The 16,179-nt window shown below is 70.2% G+C and carries 16 protein-coding genes; 6 read left to right on the top strand and 10 right to left on the bottom strand.

The genetic code is table 11. From position 1 onward, the window contains the following. Positions 1 to 72: 72 nt before the first annotated feature. The 5 genes from ABTV91_RS04465 to ABTV91_RS04485 all read right to left on the bottom strand — a co-directional run bounded on the left by ABTV91_RS04465 (position 73) and on the right by ABTV91_RS04485 (position 4,885). On the bottom strand, positions 73 to 990 hold the full coding sequence (locus tag ABTV91_RS04465; protein WP_433853421.1) for an RDD family protein: 918 nt from the start codon (positions 988 to 990) through the stop codon (positions 73 to 75). Between the two features lie 34 nt (positions 991 to 1,024). Next, positions 1,025 to 1,729 (bottom strand): pilin, encoded by a 705-nt coding sequence (locus tag ABTV91_RS04470; RefSeq protein WP_433853422.1) that lies wholly within the window; start codon positions 1,727 to 1,729, stop codon positions 1,025 to 1,027. A gap of 274 nt (positions 1,730 to 2,003) precedes the next feature. After that, on the bottom strand, positions 2,004 to 2,477 hold the full coding sequence (locus ABTV91_RS04475) for a DUF494 family protein (RefSeq protein ID WP_153191108.1): 474 nt from the start codon (positions 2,475 to 2,477) through the stop codon (positions 2,004 to 2,006). 44 nt (positions 2,478 to 2,521) lie between these two features. Continuing rightward, the gene (gene dprA, locus ABTV91_RS04480) at positions 2,522 to 3,670 is read right to left on the bottom strand and encodes a DNA-processing protein DprA (RefSeq protein ID WP_433853423.1); all 1,149 of its coding nucleotides are present in this window, start codon (positions 3,668 to 3,670) and stop codon (positions 2,522 to 2,524) included. 78 nt (positions 3,671 to 3,748) lie between these two features. Beyond that, positions 3,749 to 4,885 (bottom strand): LysM peptidoglycan-binding domain-containing protein, encoded by a 1,137-nt coding sequence (locus tag ABTV91_RS04485; RefSeq protein ID WP_433853424.1) that lies wholly within the window; start codon positions 4,883 to 4,885, stop codon positions 3,749 to 3,751. A 131-nt stretch (positions 4,886 to 5,016) separates the two neighbouring features. Here ABTV91_RS04485 and def point away from each other — a divergent pair, with 131 nt between their 5' ends. The 4 genes from def (at position 5,017) to ABTV91_RS04505 (ending at position 8,893) form a co-directional block, all read left to right on the top strand. Next, positions 5,017 to 5,532, top strand: coding sequence for a peptide deformylase (def, locus tag ABTV91_RS04490; protein ID WP_433853425.1), 516 nt, complete (start codon positions 5,017 to 5,019; stop codon positions 5,530 to 5,532). Positions 5,533 to 5,622: 90 nt separating this feature from the next. Beyond that, positions 5,623 to 6,546 (top strand): methionyl-tRNA formyltransferase, encoded by a 924-nt coding sequence (gene fmt, locus ABTV91_RS04495; protein ID WP_433853426.1) that lies wholly within the window; start codon positions 5,623 to 5,625, stop codon positions 6,544 to 6,546. A gap of 7 nt (positions 6,547 to 6,553) precedes the next feature. Further along, on the top strand, positions 6,554 to 7,888 hold the full coding sequence (rsmB, locus tag ABTV91_RS04500) for a 16S rRNA (cytosine(967)-C(5))-methyltransferase RsmB (RefSeq protein ID WP_433853427.1): 1,335 nt from the start codon (positions 6,554 to 6,556) through the stop codon (positions 7,886 to 7,888). Positions 7,889 to 8,140: 252 nt separating this feature from the next. Further along, complete coding sequence (locus ABTV91_RS04505; RefSeq protein WP_433853428.1) at positions 8,141 to 8,893, top strand: glycosyltransferase family 25 protein; 753 nt, start codon at positions 8,141 to 8,143, stop codon at positions 8,891 to 8,893. Between the two features lie 39 nt (positions 8,894 to 8,932). Here the strand turns inward: ABTV91_RS04505 and ABTV91_RS04510 are convergent, their stop codons facing one another. Both ABTV91_RS04510 and ABTV91_RS04515 read right to left on the bottom strand, forming a co-directional pair. Then, complete coding sequence (locus ABTV91_RS04510; protein ID WP_433853429.1) at positions 8,933 to 9,862, bottom strand: glycosyltransferase family 2 protein; 930 nt, start codon at positions 9,860 to 9,862, stop codon at positions 8,933 to 8,935. Continuing rightward, positions 9,859 to 10,797, bottom strand: a complete 939-nt coding sequence (locus ABTV91_RS04515; RefSeq protein WP_433853430.1) for a UDP-glucuronic acid decarboxylase family protein — start codon at positions 10,795 to 10,797, stop codon at positions 9,859 to 9,861. Before ABTV91_RS04515 ends, ABTV91_RS04510 begins: the two co-directional genes overlap by 4 nt. A 145-nt stretch (positions 10,798 to 10,942) precedes the next feature. Here ABTV91_RS04515 and ABTV91_RS04520 point away from each other — a divergent pair, with 145 nt between their 5' ends. Then, positions 10,943 to 12,244, top strand: coding sequence for an O-antigen ligase family protein (locus ABTV91_RS04520; protein ID WP_433854116.1), 1,302 nt, complete (start codon positions 10,943 to 10,945; stop codon positions 12,242 to 12,244). Here ABTV91_RS04520 and ABTV91_RS04525 read toward each other — a convergent pair. After that, positions 12,235 to 13,047, bottom strand: a complete 813-nt coding sequence (locus ABTV91_RS04525) for a glycosyltransferase family 2 protein (protein ID WP_433853431.1) — start codon at positions 13,045 to 13,047, stop codon at positions 12,235 to 12,237. The two genes, ABTV91_RS04520 and ABTV91_RS04525, sit on opposite strands and share 10 nt — an antisense overlap. A 1-nt stretch (position 13,048) precedes the next feature. Between ABTV91_RS04525 and ABTV91_RS04530 the strand changes: the two genes are divergently transcribed. Next, the gene (locus tag ABTV91_RS04530; protein WP_433854117.1) at positions 13,049 to 14,107 is read left to right on the top strand and encodes a CDP-glycerol glycerophosphotransferase family protein; all 1,059 of its coding nucleotides are present in this window, start codon (positions 13,049 to 13,051) and stop codon (positions 14,105 to 14,107) included. Positions 14,108 to 14,138: 31 nt separating this feature from the next. Here ABTV91_RS04530 and ABTV91_RS04535 read toward each other — a convergent pair whose 3' ends face one another. Both ABTV91_RS04535 and ABTV91_RS04540 read right to left on the bottom strand, forming a co-directional pair. After that, entirely contained in the window at positions 14,139 to 15,638 is a 1,500-nt protein-coding gene (locus ABTV91_RS04535; RefSeq protein ID WP_433854118.1) for a PH domain-containing protein, read from the bottom strand. 2 nt (positions 15,639 to 15,640) lie between these two features. After that, positions 15,641 to 16,150, bottom strand: a complete 510-nt coding sequence (locus ABTV91_RS04540; protein ID WP_433853432.1) for a PH domain-containing protein — start codon at positions 16,148 to 16,150, stop codon at positions 15,641 to 15,643. Positions 16,151 to 16,179 lie beyond the last annotated feature (29 nt).

Raw genomic sequence — 16,179 nt, forward strand, 5'->3', positions numbered from 1 at the left:
CCCGGGCGTTCAGCTTTTTCCTGTCCAGAGAAATCACGGAGAGGCCGCCGTTGTCAAGCGGCGGCGCGTGACTCAGCTGAAATTGGAGGCGGCGATGCCGATCACCGCCAGCAGGGCGACGATGCCCACCACGACCAGCACGCCGAACAGCGACAGGATCACGATGGTCACCGTGCCCAGGCCGCGCTGCTGCCATTCCGGATGGTCGGTGAACGCCCAGCGATCCACCACCAGGGTGTCGCAGATCATGTCGTGCAGGCCCTGCTTGCGCTCGGTGAAGGCGGCCATCAGGTAGCCGATGCACAGGATCAGGCCGCTGAGCATGGCGGCGAAGTAACGGCCGATGCCGCGGGCGATGGTGATCCGCTCGCCGTTGCTGCGTACCACCTTGATGCCCACCGCCATCTTGCCCAGCGTGGCCTTGCCCGCCGAGGCGTGGAAGCCGGCGTAGTAGGCGGCCGACAGGCCGATGGAGATGAGGTTGGTCAGCAGCTGGATCGCGATGAAGCCCGCGCCCATCGTGTCGCCGCTGCCCAGCCCGGCCATGCCGATGCCCAGCACCATGCCGATGACCATGGCGATCACGCCGCCGACCATGCCGACGATCAGGCTGTCGATGAAATAGGCCGCCACGCGCTTCCAGAAGCCGGCATAGACGATCTCGCCGCCGTTGACCACCGCCTCGCCCCTTCCAGTGCTGGCGGGTGCGGCGTAGGGCGAATGCGCGCTGGCGGCGGCCTTCGCGACGGCGGTGCCGTCCTCGATGGCCTGGTAATCCGCGCGCAGGTCGATGCCGGTGCTGGCATCCGCCTGCACCAGCAGCTGCAGTTCCTCGGCCATGGCCGAGAGCGGCTGCCACTGCGACATGCCTTCGCGCCAGACCAGCGTGGCCAGGTCCAGCTCGTTCCTGCGGAACTTGTCGCGGAGGATGTCGGCCTCGACCGGCCCGTGCCGCTCGCGCTGGGCGTCGGCGTAGTACCACTGACTCATCTGGTGTTCCCCGTAATGTCCTGTTCGTCCTGGATCAGCCGCGGCAGCCGGCCGGCAGGTGTTTGTCCGCCACGTCGGCGCTGCAGGTCCAGGTGGCGGTCTGCGTATCGTAGTCGAGCCAGAGGTGCTTGCCGTCAAGCTTGTCTTTTCCGGGGACGTGGAAGCGCGCTTCCAGGCCGCAGTGGCCATTGTCGAAGCGGCCGATGCGCACGGTCCCGATATCGCCGCCGGCGTAGCTTTCCGGGCTGTCGAAGCCTTCGTCGCCGTTGACCGGACAGTGGCCGCCAGCCGAGGCGGATCGCGCGACCTCGGCGGCCAGCGGCTGCAGCTGGGCGTGCGCCGCCGTCACCTTCGCGCGCAGCAGGTAGTCGTTGTAGGCCGGCACCGCGATCGCCGCGAGGATGCCGGCGATCGCCACCACCATCACGCCACCCACGGCGGCGACGATGCCGAGGATGGCGCAGCCGGACAGCCCGGGCCGGGGCGCCGGTACCACGACGTGCACCTGCTGGACCGGGGGCGGCAGCGGCGGGGCGGCCGGTTCCGGCGCGGGGCCGGCGGGCATGTCCAGGCCGAGTTCGGCGGCGAAGTCGCGCAGCGGGCGCCAGTCGCCGGCGCCCTCGCGCCAGACCAGGGTGTCGCCGGCGATGCGTCCGGAGCGGAACAGCGCGGCGATGTTCTCGGCGGGCAGCGGGCCGCGGCGCTCGCGGTTGCCCTCGGCATAGAACCATTGGCTCACGGGGATTTCCTTGCGGCTGTACGTGCGGGAACGCACCTGGGTGCGCGAGGGATTGTCTTCTCCCGCCGGGAGAAGCGGCACCGCGTGGGAGTGGACGGATTACGTGAAGCTTCGTGCGGCATGCCGTTCACCCCGCCGTGTCCCCGGTTGTCGTCCGCGGGAGCACGTGTGGCGATGCGTCCAGCCTCGTGATTGCGGGCGATCCGGCGCAGCTTCGTCCCTGCCCCGATCCTTTTCCCGAACGGAGCCGGGTTTCGAAGCGTTGCCGGCCTTGTCAGTGCAGCGGCTCGGGTTCGTCGACGAACATCTGGGTTTCCATCCAGGCGTAGGCCGCTTCGGCGCCCGGCTGGTTGAACAGCACCATCAATACCACCCACTTGAGGTCGTCCAGGTCCAGCTCGTCCTGGTCCAGCGCCATCGCGCGGTCCAGCACCAGTTCGCGCTGGTCGGCGTCGAGGATGCCGTGCTGCTCGAGGAACAGCAGGAAGCCGCGGCTCTCCACGTCCAGCTTGTCCAGTTCCGGGCCATGGAAAATGCGCACCGGCCCATCCACCCGCGCCTGGCCCACGGCCGGGCGCTGCTCGGCCAGCGCATCGAGCCAGTCGAACGCCTTGTTGATCTCGGTGGGGCTGAAACCGGCCTGGATCAGGCCGTTCTGCAGCGAATCGCGGTCTCTTATGAGATCGGCGTCCTCGCTGAAATAGTGTTCGAACAGATACAGCAGGACGTCCAGGATGCTCTCTTTCATTGCCCTCGGCCTGCGCCAGGCGGCGCTGTGGAGGTGAAGGAACCTCAGGAGCGGGTGTAGCAGCCGTATGCGGACGACACCTTTCCTTCCAGTTCCATGGCCAGCAGCATGGATGACAGCCTGCTGGCCGTCAATCCAGTGCGTCTGATCAGTGAATCCATACCGGTTGGGTCGTGACCCAGCGCATTCCACAAGCGCTGGTAGTCCGGGTCCGGTGGGGCGAAGGCCGGGCAGGGGGCGCCCGGCGCATCCGGAATGGGGGTCGACAACCGGTTTTGCAAGGCGCCCGCCAGTTCGCCGGCCAGATTGGCCACGCCTTCGAGGATGTCGGCGGCCTGTGTCACCAGTGTTGCACCATCGCGTATCAGCCGGTGGCAGCCTCGCGCCATCGGGTTGCGGATGGAGCCGGGCACCGCGAACACTTCGCGCCCGGCTTCGGCGGCCAGCCGGGCGGTGATCAGGGCGCCGGAGCGTTCGGCCGCCTCGATCACCACCGTGCCCAGGCACAGTGCGGCCAGCAGCCGGTTGCGGGCGGGGAACTGGCCGGTGCGCGGCGGCGTGCCGGGCGGGTATTCGCTGACCACCGCGCCGCTGATGGCGACCTGTTCCTGGAGGAGGGCGTGCCGGCGGGGATACGCCAGGTCCGGGCCGGTGCCGATCACGGCAAAGGTGGGGCCACCGGCATCCAGCGCGGCGCGATGCGCCGCCGCGTCGATGCCCGCGGCCAGCCCGCTGCCGATGCACAGCCCCGTCGCCGACAGGGCGCGCGCGAGGTCGTAGGCATTGTCGCGTCCACCCGCGCTGGGATTGCGGCTGCCGACGATGGCGATCGCGGGCTGCCAGAGGCAGGCCGGGTCGCCATCGACGAACAGCGCCAGCGGGGGATTCGGGCTGCTGCGCAGCAGGGGCGGATAGTCGGCATCCCGCCAGCCGATCAGGTGGTGGCGCGGGTGCTCCAGCCAGCGGCGGGCCTGTTCCATGCGCTCCGGCGCCGGGACGGCAAGGGCCTCGGCCTGGCGCGGGCCGCACCCGCTCGCGGCCCGGGCGGGGTGCGCTGCGGCCAGCGCCTCCGGGGCGTTGCCGAAGCGGTCGAGCAGGTCGCGGGATACCCCGGCCGGGCCGCCGGTCAGGACCAGCGCGAGCAGGGCATCGATTTCAGCGCGGCGGCGGACATCGTCTGCGGGAGTGGGCATGCGCGGCATGCTGGCGCTGAAACGACGACGGCGCCCTCGGGCGCCATCGTGGTGCAACGTCGGTTTTTGCCGCGACGCTTACTGCGCGTCCGGATGCTTGAGCTCGTAACCGACGCGGGCCGGCTTGGTGCCTTCCATCACCAGCGCGTAGCTGACCTTGTCGAAGGTGCGGAACACCATGGCATGGGCGGCGTACTCGTCGGGCAGCGACACGCGGCCGGCGCCCGGCTTCAGCGCGTCGTCCGTGAGCGAGGTCGCCATGCCGGTCACGCGGTCGTTGACGTGGCGCCCGCTGCGCCAGATCGAGAACACCGTGCCGTTGTCGATGCCGTCGCGGCTGCCGCCGGCGATGGCGATGACATCGCGCGGGCCGCCGGAGGTGAGGGCATCGGCGACGGCCAGCACGCGCAGGTGGCCGTCGGCGAACGACGCGGTCGGGGCATGCGGAATGAACTGGAGGTCGTAGGGATTGGCCTGTACCGGCACCAGGCGGTCGCCGACGCGGACCTCGCGGCCGCTGTCCTGCAGCAGCAGGGTGGAGGCCTCGCGCTCGCCGCTGCCGACCTGGCTCACGGTGCCGACGGCGACCTGGGCCAGTTCGTAGCCGAGCAGTTCATGGCGGTCGCTGCTGGCGACGTAGCTCTTCCAGAGGTTGCCGGTGAGCGGCGTGGTGTCGCCGCGCACGTCCAGGTCGTCGCTGGGCTTGGGCTGGCCATAACGGACCGTCGGCCGCAGCACCGCGTAGCGCTGGCCGGGCTGGGCACCCTGCAGGCCGCGCACATAGGCCTGCTGGCCGGCGCTGCCGCGCAGACGGTTGTCTTCCAGGCCGACGACGTAGGGCAGTTCCTTGAAGCTGTCCACGACGGACAGGTTCTTCAGGAACGGTTCAACCTCGGACAGCGGCACCGCATTGATCGGCGCCTCGTCGCGTTTGCCCGGCTGGACCGTGGCCTGCGGGGTCACGCGGTCCAGGTAAGCCAAGCTCAGCACGTCGCCCGGATAGATCAGGTGCGGATTCCGGACCTGCGGGTTGGCCTGCCAGATTTCCGGCCAAAGCCACGGCTTCTTCAGGAAACGGGCGGCGATGTCCCACAGCGTGTCGCCCTTGCGCACCACATAGGTGTCGGGATGGGTGGCGCCCGATTCCACCGCCACGGCATAGGTCGTCACGGTCAGCAACGCGACGGCGGCGACCGTACGTAATTGTTTCAGCATGGCTGCGATCTGCCTGATTCCCCAACAGGTCCGCGCACTATAGTGCAGAACCCGGGGCGCCGGGCAAGCGCAGGCGCTAGAATTGGGACGTCCTGCCGGATTGCGCGGCATATCCCCTATCGGTGTACCCCATGGCCCTCCTGCCCATTCTCGAATTCCCCGACCCACGGCTGCGTACCAAGGCTGCCACCGTCGATGCCGCCGAAGTGACCACGCCGGCGTTCCAGCAGCTGCTCGACGACATGTTCCAGACCATGTACGACGCCCCCGGCATCGGCCTGGCCGCCAGCCAGGTGGACGTGCACAAGCGCTTCATGGTCATCGACGTGAGCGAGGAGCACGATGCGCCGCAGGTGTTCATCAACCCGCAGATCGCCAGCGCCAGCGAAAGCGGCCGCGTCTACCAGGAAGGCTGCCTGTCGGTGCCCGGCATCTATGCCGACGTGACCCGCGCCGACAGCATCGTCGTGCGTTTCCTCGACCGCGAGGGCAAGGAGCGCGAGCTGGCCGCCGACGGCCTGCTGGCCACCTGCATCCAGCACGAGATGGACCATCTGGACGGCAAGCTGTTCATCGACTACCTCTCGCCGCTCAAGCGCGAGATGGTGCGCAAGAAGCTGGCCAAGCAGCGCAAGCACGTCGCCTGAGGCGGGCCGCCCGGCCCGGCCGGGGCCGTCAGTCCGCGCATCGCACGGCGCCGTCCTCGGCGCCGTCGTTCTTTCCGGGAGTTGGATCGCATGAGAATCGTTTTTGCCGGTACGCCGGAGTTCGCTGTCGCCTCGCTCGGGGCCGCCGCGCGCCACCATGAAGTGGTCGCCGTCTACACCCAGCCCGACCGCCCGGCCGGCCGCGGCCGCGGCCTGATGCCGTCGCCGGTCAAGCTCGACGCCATCGCCCGCGGCATCCCGGTGTTCCAGCCGGAAAGCCTGAAGACGCCCGCAGCCCAGCAGCAGCTGCGCGACCTGCAGCCGGACCTGATGATCGTGGTCGCCTACGGCCTGATCCTGCCGCGCGCGGTGCTCGCCATTCCCACCCACGGCTGCTGGAACGTGCATGCCTCGCTGCTGCCGCGCTGGCGCGGCGCCGCGCCGATCCAGCGCGCGATCGAGGCCGGCGACGGCGAAACCGGCGTCTGCCTGATGCAGATGGAAGCCGGGCTGGATACGGGGCCGGTGCTGCTGAGCCAGCGCACCCCGATCGCCGACACCGATACCGGCGGCCTGCTGCACGACCGCCTCGCCGACATGGGCGCGCGTGTGCTGTCCGACGGCCTGGGCCTGCTGCGCGCCGGGCTCAAGCCGATCGCCCAGGCGCAGCCGGAGGCCGGCGTCACCTATGCGCACAAGCTCGACAAGGCCGAGGCCCGGCTGGACTGGGGCCAGGACGCCGCCGCGCTGGCGCGGCGGGTGCGCGCGTTCAATCCGTGGCCGGTGGCCGAGGCGACGCTGGCCGGCGAGCGCGTGCGCATCCATGGCGCCGTGGCCATCGACGACAACCAGGGCAAGGCACCCGGCACGGTGATCGGCGCGTCCCGCGACGGCATCGACATCGCCTGCGGGCAGGGCGCGCTGCGGCTGCGCGTGGTGCAGCGCGAAGGCGGCAAGGCGATCACCGCCGCCGACTACCTCAATGCCCGGCGCGACCTGCCGGTCGGGGGCTGAGCGGATGGTGGCTTCCGCATCCGGACCGTGGAAGGGTGGCGCGGCGCAGCAGCCCGGCGTGCAGACGCGCGTGCTGGCGGCCAGGGTACTGGCCGCGGTCGTCGGCCGCGGCCGCTCGTTGAAGGCGGAACTGGCGGCCACGCTGCCGCGGCTGGATGACAGCCGCGATCGCGCCCTGCTCGAGGCGATCAGCTTCGCCGCGTTGCGCCGCCGTTCCGTCTACGAACAGGCGCTGCGGCAGTGGCTGCAGAAGCCGCTGGGACCGCGCGACGGCGAACTGAAGGGGCTGCTGCTGGCCGGCTTCGCCCAGCTGGACGCGCTGGAACTGCCGGCGCACGCCGCGCTGTCGGCCACGGTCGATGCGGCGCGTGCGTTGGGACGCGAGCGCCAGGCCGGTCTGGTCAACGCGGTGCTGCGCCGCGCCCAGCGCGAAGGATTCCCCGCCGCCGGCGCCGAGGACGCCTGGCCGGGCTGGCTGCTGGCGCAGGTGCGGCATGACTGGCCGGCGCAGGCCGAGGCGGTGTTCGCCGCCAGCCTGCAGCCCGCGCCGCTGTGGCTGCGGGTCAACCGCCAGCGCCACGCGCGCGACGCCTATCTGGAGCGGCTGCGGGAAGCCGGCATCGAGGGCGAGGCGTCGACGCTGGCCGCCGATGCGATCCGCCTGCCGGTCGCGGTACCCGTCGCCAGCCTGCCGGATTTCGGCGAGGGCGGGGTATCGATCCAGGACCTGTCGGCGCAGCAGGTGGCCGACGCGCTGGCGCCGGCGCCCGGCGCCCGGGTATTGGATGCGTGCGCCGCGCCGGGCGGCAAGGCGGCGCATCTGCTCGAACGTGATCCGACCCTGCGCCTGCTGGCGCTGGACGTGGACGCACGCCGCCTGCAGCGCATCCGCGAGACCTTCGCCCGCACCGGCGTGGGCGCGGCGGCGCAGGCGCGCGCGGTGGATGCGGCCGACCTCGGCGCCTGGTGGGACGGCGAGCCCTTCGACGCGGTGCTGCTGGACGCTCCCTGTTCGGCGACCGGTGTCGTCCGCCGCCAGCCCGACGTGCTGCTGCACCGCCGTCCCGGCGACATCGACGCGCTGGCCGCCCAGCAGGCGCGGCTGCTCGACGCGCTATGGCAGGTGGTGGCGCCCGGCGGGGTGCTGCTCTACGCCACCTGTTCGATCCTGCGGCGCGAGAACCAGCAGCAGATCGCCCAATTCCTCGCCCGCACCCCCGATGCCCGCATCGACGCCTTGCCGGAGGGGTTCGGCCATGGCGACGCCGGCACGCGCCAGCGCCTGCCCGGAGAGCAGGGCGGCGACGGGTTCTTCCAGGCGCGGCTGGTGAAGGCGCGGTAGCGGGGCGGCCGGGCGGGCTTCCTTGGCTGAATGGCATCCGCGCTGGCAGGCGCCCCGTTCACATGGACGCGCGGGTCCGTGTGCAATGCTTGTGAAAATCTCCGCCTGTAGCGTGAAGGCTTCCCATCCCGCCAACCGTCGCGCCCGCCGCGCCCGGAGCAGGACGGTCGACGGATCTGCCCTGTTTCCGTCGGCCGGCGTGTCCCGCCCTCATGCATCACCCAGTCCAGAAGTACCTTGACGCCTCGGCCCATGACCGACCTGCCGATCTACGTGATCAACCTGCCCGCTTCGGCCGACCGGCGGTCGTCGATGGAGCGTCAGGCGGGGGCATTGGGACTGCGGTTCCGGTTCTTCGAGGCCGTGAACGGGCGCCAGCCGCACCCGTTGTTCAGCCACGTGGCCGAGAAGAAGCGGCTGCTGCGCAAGGGCAGGCCGTTCCGTCCCGGTGAAATCGGCTGCTGGGCGAGCCATTACCTGCTCTGGCAGCGCTGCGTGGACAGCGGGCAGCCGATGATCGTCCTGGAGGACGACATCGCCATCGATCCGGCGTTGCCCGCGTTCCTGGCCGATCTGCGCCAGTTGCCGGACGACGTGGGGTATTTCCGCCTGCATGCGGCCGACAGGCCGAGCGAACCCTGGCGCTGCATCGGCGACCATGTCCTCCATCGCTACTGGCGCAGTCCGCTGTGCACGTTCGGTTATTACCTTGCGCCGGATGCGGCCGCGCGCTTTCTGCGGCATGCCGACGAATGGGTCGTCGCCGTCGACGACTACATGGACCTGGCCTGGCTGCATGGCGTGGAATGCCTGGGCCTGAAACCCGGCCTGGTGAGCAGCGACGAATCGTTCGATTCGATCATCCAGGCCCGCGAGGGCCAGAAGGAACCGGTCGGGCTGTGGCGCTGGCTGGCGCGGGAAGGCTACCGCCTCAAGCTCGATGTGCGCTGGTTCCTGCACAACCTGCCCGGGCGCTTCCGTACCCGGGCCGTCTCCTGCCACTGAGCTGTCTGGCGCCGCCGGGCGGCGCCGGAGTTTGCCCTGTCAGCGGCGGCCGCGCCTGCGACCCAGAAGGATGCCGATGGCGCGTTCGTAGCGTTTCCACCAGGGGCCATCGCCGCGCAGGGCCAGCGACGCGTAACGCTTTCTTTCCTTGCGCGTCGGCGCGGGCTTGGTACGGTATTCGTTCTTGCTGTGGACGCTGCAGTTGTCGTCCAGTCCGCTGCGCCAGGCGTAGTGGCGGACGATGCCGTAGTTGCGCAGGCCGTTCAGGTACAGGGAGGCGGGCTGCTGCCGCGTCGCCCACCAGCCATTGCTGCCGTGGGTGCGGTATTCGACGCAGCCGGTGGGCAGGTAGAACTTGCGCGCGCCCAGGATGCTGGCGCCATGGACCAGACAGGCGTCGGCGCACAGCTTCCACTGCCTGCGGAAGCTGTGCGGCAGGTCCAGCACGGTGTCCGCCCAGCGCCGGCGCAGGGACAGCGCCGAGGTGGGGGCGCCATACCAGGTGACGAAGAAATAGGTGCTGATCGCGGTGTAGCCCAGATCGATCGGCGCCTTGCTGTCCTCGTAGAGGATGTCCTGGTTGTCGATGCCGAAGGTCTGCAGGTCGCTGAACACGAAATCGACATCGCGGCGCTCGTCGTAGACCGCGCCGATCTTCTCCAGGTACTGCGGTTTCCAGCGGTCGTCGGCGTCCAGGAAGCAGACCACGTCGGCGGTGGCGGCCGCCGCGCCGCGCTGGAAGGCCGCCAGCTGCCCCTCGTTCTCGCCGAACAGCAGGGTCACGCGCGGGTCGGCGCCGTAGCGCTCCTGCAGCATGGCCGGCGAGCCGTCGGTGGAACCGTCGTCCACGACGATGACCTGCGCGGCCGGCCGGGTCTGCGCAAGCGCGCTTTCCACCGCCTCCACGACGAACTGGAGGTAGTTGTAGCTGGTGATGACGACGGAGAAGGTGGTGGCCATGGTGCTCATGCCGCCAGTACCCGGCGGAAGTAGGCGATGGTTTCCTTCAGCCCATCGTCCAGCGCCACCTTCGGCTCCCAGTCCAGGGCCGAACGGGCGAGCGCGATGTCCGGCTGGCGCTGCTTCGGGTCGTCCTCCGGCAACGGCTGGAAGATCAGCCGCGAGCCGCCTCCCACCAGCGAGATCACCTTTTCGGCCAGTTCCAGCATGGTGAACTCTCCCGGATTGCCGATGTTGACCGGCCCGGTGAAGCCGCGTTCGCTGTCCATCATGCGGACCATCGCGTCGATCAGGTCGTCCACGTAGCAGAAGCTGCGGGTCTGGCTGCCGTCGCCGTAGATGGTGATGTCCTCGCCCTTGAGCGCCTGCACGATGAAATTGCTCACCACCCGGCCATCGCTGGGATGCATGCGCGGCCCGTAGGTGTTGAAGATGCGCACCACCTTGATGTCCAGCCCGTGCTGGCGGAAGTAATCGAAGAACAGCGTTTCCGCGCAGCGCTTGCCCTCGTCGTAGCAGCTGCGCAGGCCGATCGGATTGACCCGGCCCCAGTAGCCTTCCTGCTGGGGATGCACTTCCGGGTCCCCGTACACTTCGCTGGTGGACGCCTGCAGGATGCGCGCATCCAGCCGCTTGGCCAGCCCGAGCATGTTGATCGCCCCGTGCACGCTGGTTTTCGTGGTCTGGACCGGGTCGTGCTGGTAGTGGATGGGAGATGCTGGGCAGGCAAGATTGAAGATGCGGTCCACCTCGACGTACAGCGGGAAGGTCACGTCGTGGCGCATCAGCTCGAAGCCGGGATTGCCCATCAGGTGCGCGACGTTGCGCTTGCTGCCGGTGAAAAAATTGTCGACGCAGAGTACGTCGTGGCCGTTTCCGATCAGGCGGTCGCACAGGTGCGAGCCGAGGAAGCCGGCGCCGCCGGTTACCAGGATGCGTTTCATGAGGGAGATCGGCGACAGTGTGAATACGGGCAGAAAAGAAATTATACAGGCGTGATATTGTCCGGCGGAGTGTCGTTTCCGGTGGGGTTGATTCGCCGCCGACCCCTTCAATCCTCGCGCCCGTTGGACTGTCTGGTAGGGAATGATTCATGGCTTCGGCCCCAGAGTGGCGGCGATGGCACGCAATCTGACGTACAGCGGGACGGCCGGTCTCGAGCGGAACGACGCGCTGGGCATGCTGGCATCGGCAGGGCTGTTCCTGTTGCCGGCAGTGATGGTCAGTACGCCGTTCAACGTGCTTCCCTTTGCCGTGGTGCTGCTGGCGTCCACCGCGATGGGCGTTTCCAGCCTGTGGCGGGCGCGCGAGCGTGCCGGCACCTTCGGATACCTGTTGCTGGCCCTGGCGGTGGCGTTGCTGGCCTCTGCCGTCGTGTCCACCTGGCATTTCGAAAGCGCGTTCCGGGACGAGGGCTACCGCACCCGGTTCCTGGCCATGCCGTGGGCGCTGCTCTGGGTATGCGCGTTCCGTCCGCGCCTGGAGGCCCTGTGGTGGGGCGCGCTGGCCGGCCTGTTCGCTACCCTTGCCGTCGCCGGTTACCAGGTCGTCCAGGGCTGGCCGCGCGCGGAGGCCTGGACCAACTCCATCGTCCTGGCCGACGTCACCCTGGTGTTCATGGTGCTGCTGGTGTTCTGCCGTCCCCCCGGTCGCTGGGGCTGGATCGCGCTGGGCATGGCGGCCGGTGGCGGCGTGATCCTGCTCAGCGGCAGCCGGGGCGCATGGCCGGCATTGCTCGCGCTGCTGCTGGCGATGGCATTGTCGATACGCCGGGGCAGCGGGCGCGTCCGCCTGGGCGCGCTGGCCGGGCTGGTGGTGATGGCCGCCGTGCTGGTCCTGGCCATCCCGCAGCTGCGCGAGCGCACCCGGTTGAGCGAGCTGCACGAGGACGTGCAGCGCATCGAGGTCGGCGATGTGGACTCCTCCGCCGGCGCGCGCCTGGAGCGACTGCAGGTGGCCTGGGATACGTTCCTGGAACGCCCCTGGGCGGGCGTGGGCATCGGTCACTTCGATGCGGCCATGCAGCGCCTGCCGGACTGCCGGAAGCCGGGCGCGGCCGAGGAGCGCTGCCACTTGGGGCATGCGCACAACGACATCGCCGAGTGGGCCGCGACCCAGGGGATTCCCGGCCTGTTGCTGCTGTTGTGCGTCTACGGGCTGCCGTTGTGGATGTTCGTCCACCTGCATCGCCGCAGCGGCGAGGGGGGATTCCGCGGACCGGCCGCGGCCGGGGTGATGGTCGTGGTCGCCTATGTGCTGTGCGGCGCCACCCAGTCCATGTTCGCCCACCAGATCACCGCGAGCACCTATGCCACGCTGGTCGGCGTGCTCGCCGGCCTGTCGCTGGTCGCCGCGCCCGGACGGCGCCGGCCGCACGCCGCTCAGGGCTGATCGCGGGGCGGATCGGCGACGTTCCGGCCGTTCTGCAGCAGCCACAGCATGATGGTCTTCTGCCGCACGTAATTGGCGCGCACGTAGGCATAGACCAGGCCGTGCCAGCCGTCGCGGAAGCCGCCGCGCAGCAGCCAGCCGCGCCAGAAGCGCCAGGCCGGCGCGAGCACCAGTTTGCCGAGCGTGGCGCGTTTGCCGCGGGCGAATTCGTGCTCGGCCATCATGCGCGCGTAGCGCTGGGTCTTGGCCAGCTGCTGTTCGAACGAGCGGTAGGGATAGTGGACCAGGTCGCCGCCGAGCGTGCGCACCACGCCATCGACGCTGGCGGCTTCGTGGATTTCGCGTTTGCCGCGCCAGCCGCCGCGGCGGCGGTCGAACAGGCGCAGCACGCGGTCCGGATAAGCGTTGCCATGGCGCAGGAAACGGCCGAAATACTCGGACAGGCGCGCGAAGCGGTAGCCGGCCGCGCCGGCGAATCCGCCATCGCGCGCGCGTTCGATGGCCCCGCGCAGTTCGGCGCTCACGCGCTCGTCCGCGTCCAGGCACAGCACCCAGTCGTGGCGGGCCTGTTCGACGCAGTACGCCTTCTGGCTGCGGAACCCGTCGAATGGCCGTTGCAGCACGCGCGCGCCGGCCGCTTCGGCGATCGCCACGGTGGCGTCGCTGGAGTACGAATCCACCACCACGATCTCGTCGCAGAACGCCAGCGAGGTCAGGCAGTCGCCGATGCGCGCGGCTTCGTTGAACGCGATAATGCAGGCCGTGATGCGAGGCCGTTCGGTGGGAGCGGTCGAAGAGGACATGGTGATGGCCGGATACCTGCTGTTTGCGACGGAGCGCTATGCGCTGCCTATTCTCGCGCCTCTGGCGCAGGCGTTGCACGCGGGCGGCCACGAGGTCGCGGCCTGGTTCGAGGATGGCGCGGCCGGTGCTTCCCTGGAGGGCGTGCCGTCGATCGGGCTGCAGCAGGCGCTGGCGATGCGCCCGCGTGCGGTGCTGAGCGCGGCCAACTGGGTGCCGCCGTTCGTCGCCGGCGCCAAGGTGCAGCTGTTCCATGGCTTCAACGTGCAGAAGCGCGAGGACACGCGCGGTCACTTCCGGGTGCGCGACCTGTTCGACCTGTATTGCACGCAGGGCCCGGCAACGACGCGGCCGTTCCAGGAACTGGCCGCGCGTGAAGGCCATTTCGCGGTGAAGGAAACCGGCTGGCCGAAGCTCGACCCGCTGTTCCGCGACGATGGCGGGCAGGCTGCCGCCCTGCGCGCGCCGGCCGGCGGCCGGCCGGTCGTGCTGTTCGGCTCCACCTTCACCGAGCGCCTGAGCGCGGCCCCACACCTGTACGACCGTATCGCCGCGGACATCGCCCAGGGCGAGCGCTACTGGCTGCTGACCCTGCACCCCAAGTGCGCACCGGAACTGTTCGCGCGCTACCGCGCGCTTGCCGGCGACAACGCCCGCTTCGTCGAGCCGGAACAGGTGATGGCCGCGCAGCGCGCCGCCGACGTGCTGGTTTCCGATACCTCGTCGATCGTTTCGGAGTTCATCGTCCAGCACAAGCCGGTGGTGACCTTCCGCAACCGCGTGCCGCAGCCGCACATGCTCGATTTCGACGATCCGGACCGGTTGCCGGACATGCTGGCGCGCGCGCTGTCGCCGGAGCCGGCGCTGATGGCGGAAATCGTCCGCTATGCCGATTCGATCCACCTGTACCGCGACGGGCGTTCGTCCGAGCGGGTGATCGCCGCCACCGAGGATTTCATCGCCGGCCGCCTGGGGCGGTTGTCGCGCAAGCCGCTGGGCGCGCTGTGGCGCGGGCTGCAGATCCGTCGCGATCTCGGCTATTGGGGGCCGTCGCGGCCGTAGGACGTGCGTTGGAGCGTGCCGGAGTGCGCTCCTACCAGCGCAGCCGGCGCCGCGCCATTTCCCGGCCCAGTTGTGCCATCAGCTCGCGGGCCTGCGTTTCCTCGAGGAAACGCAGCCGCAGCGGCGGCGCACCGGCAGCGCCGGCGGTGTCCAGTGTCAGCGTGGCGGTGCCGAAGTGGCGATCCAGCGGCGAGCGGTCCAGCCGCAGCGCCTGCAGCTTGTCCAGCTCGGCCACGCGCCACCAGCGGTTCCACCAGCCACCGCGCATCGCCACCCGTTGCGGGTCGATGCTGTAGCCCATGCGCGCGACCTGGCGGTGCGCCTTGAACGCGGACCATGGCAGCCACAGCAGGGGCAGCAGACCCCAGGCGCCGAATTCGTGCCAGCCCAGCGCCGTCGCCGCGGCCACGATGGGCAGCGCCGGCAGGCACAGCCGCCACCAGCCGCGCATGGACACGGCCCGCCATTGCGGCGGCGGCCACTGCACGCCGGGCAGCAGGTGTTGCAGCAGGCGGTCGCAGTCGTCGGGCGTGGCCAGCGGCGCCAGTTCCTTCAGCGCGCGTCCCTCCTGCTCCTGGCCGCCGCCGGCGGCGATGTCCACGCGCAGCTGGCGGCGGCGGAACAGGCGGTGCAGCGCGCCTTCGCGCAGGGTCCAGGCCTGGATGCGGCGGCGCGCGACGCTGCTGCGCAGCCGCGTAAGCAGTCCGCGCTCGACGGTAAGGCGCCGCTCGGCTTCGCCGAGGCGGAAGCCGTGGTACTGCACGATCGCCAGGGCGATGGACGCCAGCCACATCAGCAGCAGGGCCAGCAGCAGCAGGACCAGGCCGGTGCCGACCCAGGCGGACGCGCCGAGCTGCAGCTGGCTGGCATAGCCGAATGCCTGGCGGCCCTGATCGCGGACGAAGTCCTCGGCCATGTCGCGCGGGAGCATCTGCCAGAGGGCGCCGAGCGCGGCGGCGGCCACCACCAGCGCGCGGTTGGAGATCAGTCCCAGCCGCACCAGTTCCGGCAGCGGCAATGCGAGCAGCGGGGCCGCGTCGGCCTGCGGGCCCTGGCCGGCGGGAACGGTGTCGCCGCCCCGGTGGCGGATCAGCCGTTCCAGTTCAAGCGCCTGCTCCAGCCGCAGCACGCGCATCTGCGCTTCGGGTTTGTCGCCTGCGGCCGATTCCAGGCGCAGCTCCGCCACGCCGAACAGGCGGTGCAGCAGGTTCTGGTGCACGACGACGTTGTGGATGCGCGCGAACGGGATTTCGCGGCGCGTGCGTTCGAGGATGCCGCTGCGGATGGTCAGCGTGTCCTCGCCGATCCGGTAGCGGTAGGTGAGGTAGTGCAGCAGCGCGGTGGCGGCCAGCGCCGCGAGCACCGCCAGCATGACCAGGTGGAACGGCCATTCGCTGTCCTGGCGGCGGCTGCCGAAGAACAGCAGGGCCACCAGCGGCAGCAGGAACTGCTGCAGGTGCTGCTGCAGTTCGAACAGCCACGACCAGGGGTGCAGGCGCTGTTCCTGTGCTGGCGCCGGGAGATCGGGCAGCGTCACAGCGCGTCGTCGTGATCGAGCTGGCGGGCGAGCCGGTCGCGCAGGCGCTCGGCGTCGTCATGGGCGAGGCCGGCGATAGCGACGGTGTTCATGCGCGTGCCGGCGGTATGCACGATCAGCGTCGCCAGCCCCGCGGCGCGCTGCAGCGGGCCGCGGCGCAGGTCCAGGTGCTGCACGCGCGACACCGGGACATGGCTTTCGCTCCGCCACAGATGCCCGCGGCGCACGCCCAGCGCCTGTTCGTCCAGCCGCCAGAACGTGCGGCGATGGCGTCGCCAGCCGGTCCAGGCGCCACCCAGCAGGCCCACGCCCGCGGCGACCAGCACGGTCGCCAGCGTCCACGGGTTGTGCAGCGCCAGCGACAGCGCGCCGCAGGCGAGCAGCAGGGTGAACATCAGTGCCAGTCCGGTGCCGATGGCGGCGAACGGCGCGCCGCGGCGCGGCAGCTGCTGCCAATCGCCCGTGGCGGCCGGCGGGGCGGGGGGAAGGCTGGGAGGCTCAATCATGCCGCGACCTTACAGGGACGCGGGGAGCG

Source organism: Stenotrophomonas nitritireducens (genome assembly GCF_050984405.1).
In the GTDB taxonomy this organism is placed as follows: Bacteria; Pseudomonadota; Gammaproteobacteria; order Xanthomonadales; family Xanthomonadaceae; genus Stenotrophomonas; species Stenotrophomonas nitritireducens_B.

Excerpts from the sequence above, each read along its gene's own strand:
- ABTV91_RS04465 (WP_433853421.1), bottom strand. The coding sequence starts at position 990 with ATGAGTCAGTGGTACTACGCCGACGCCCAGCGCGAGCGGCACGGGCCG.
- ABTV91_RS04475 (WP_153191108.1), bottom strand. The coding sequence starts at position 2,477 with ATGAAAGAGAGCATCCTGGACGTCCTGCTGTATCTGTTCGAACACTAT.
- dprA (WP_433853423.1), bottom strand. The coding sequence starts at position 3,670 with ATGCCCACTCCCGCAGACGATGTCCGCCGCCGCGCTGAAATCGATGCC.
- ABTV91_RS04485 (WP_433853424.1), bottom strand. The coding sequence starts at position 4,885 with ATGCTGAAACAATTACGTACGGTCGCCGCCGTCGCGTTGCTGACCGTG.
- def (WP_433853425.1), top strand. The coding sequence starts at position 5,017 with ATGGCCCTCCTGCCCATTCTCGAATTCCCCGACCCACGGCTGCGTACC.
- fmt (WP_433853426.1), top strand. The coding sequence starts at position 5,623 with ATGAGAATCGTTTTTGCCGGTACGCCGGAGTTCGCTGTCGCCTCGCTC.
- ABTV91_RS04505 (WP_433853428.1), top strand. The coding sequence starts at position 8,141 with ATGACCGACCTGCCGATCTACGTGATCAACCTGCCCGCTTCGGCCGAC.
- ABTV91_RS04510 (WP_433853429.1), bottom strand. The coding sequence starts at position 9,862 with ATGAGCACCATGGCCACCACCTTCTCCGTCGTCATCACCAGCTACAAC.
- ABTV91_RS04515 (WP_433853430.1), bottom strand. The coding sequence starts at position 10,797 with ATGAAACGCATCCTGGTAACCGGCGGCGCCGGCTTCCTCGGCTCGCAC.
- ABTV91_RS04525 (WP_433853431.1), bottom strand. The coding sequence starts at position 13,047 with ATGTCCTCTTCGACCGCTCCCACCGAACGGCCTCGCATCACGGCCTGC.
- ABTV91_RS04540 (WP_433853432.1), bottom strand. The coding sequence starts at position 16,150 with ATGATTGAGCCTCCCAGCCTTCCCCCCGCCCCGCCGGCCGCCACGGGC.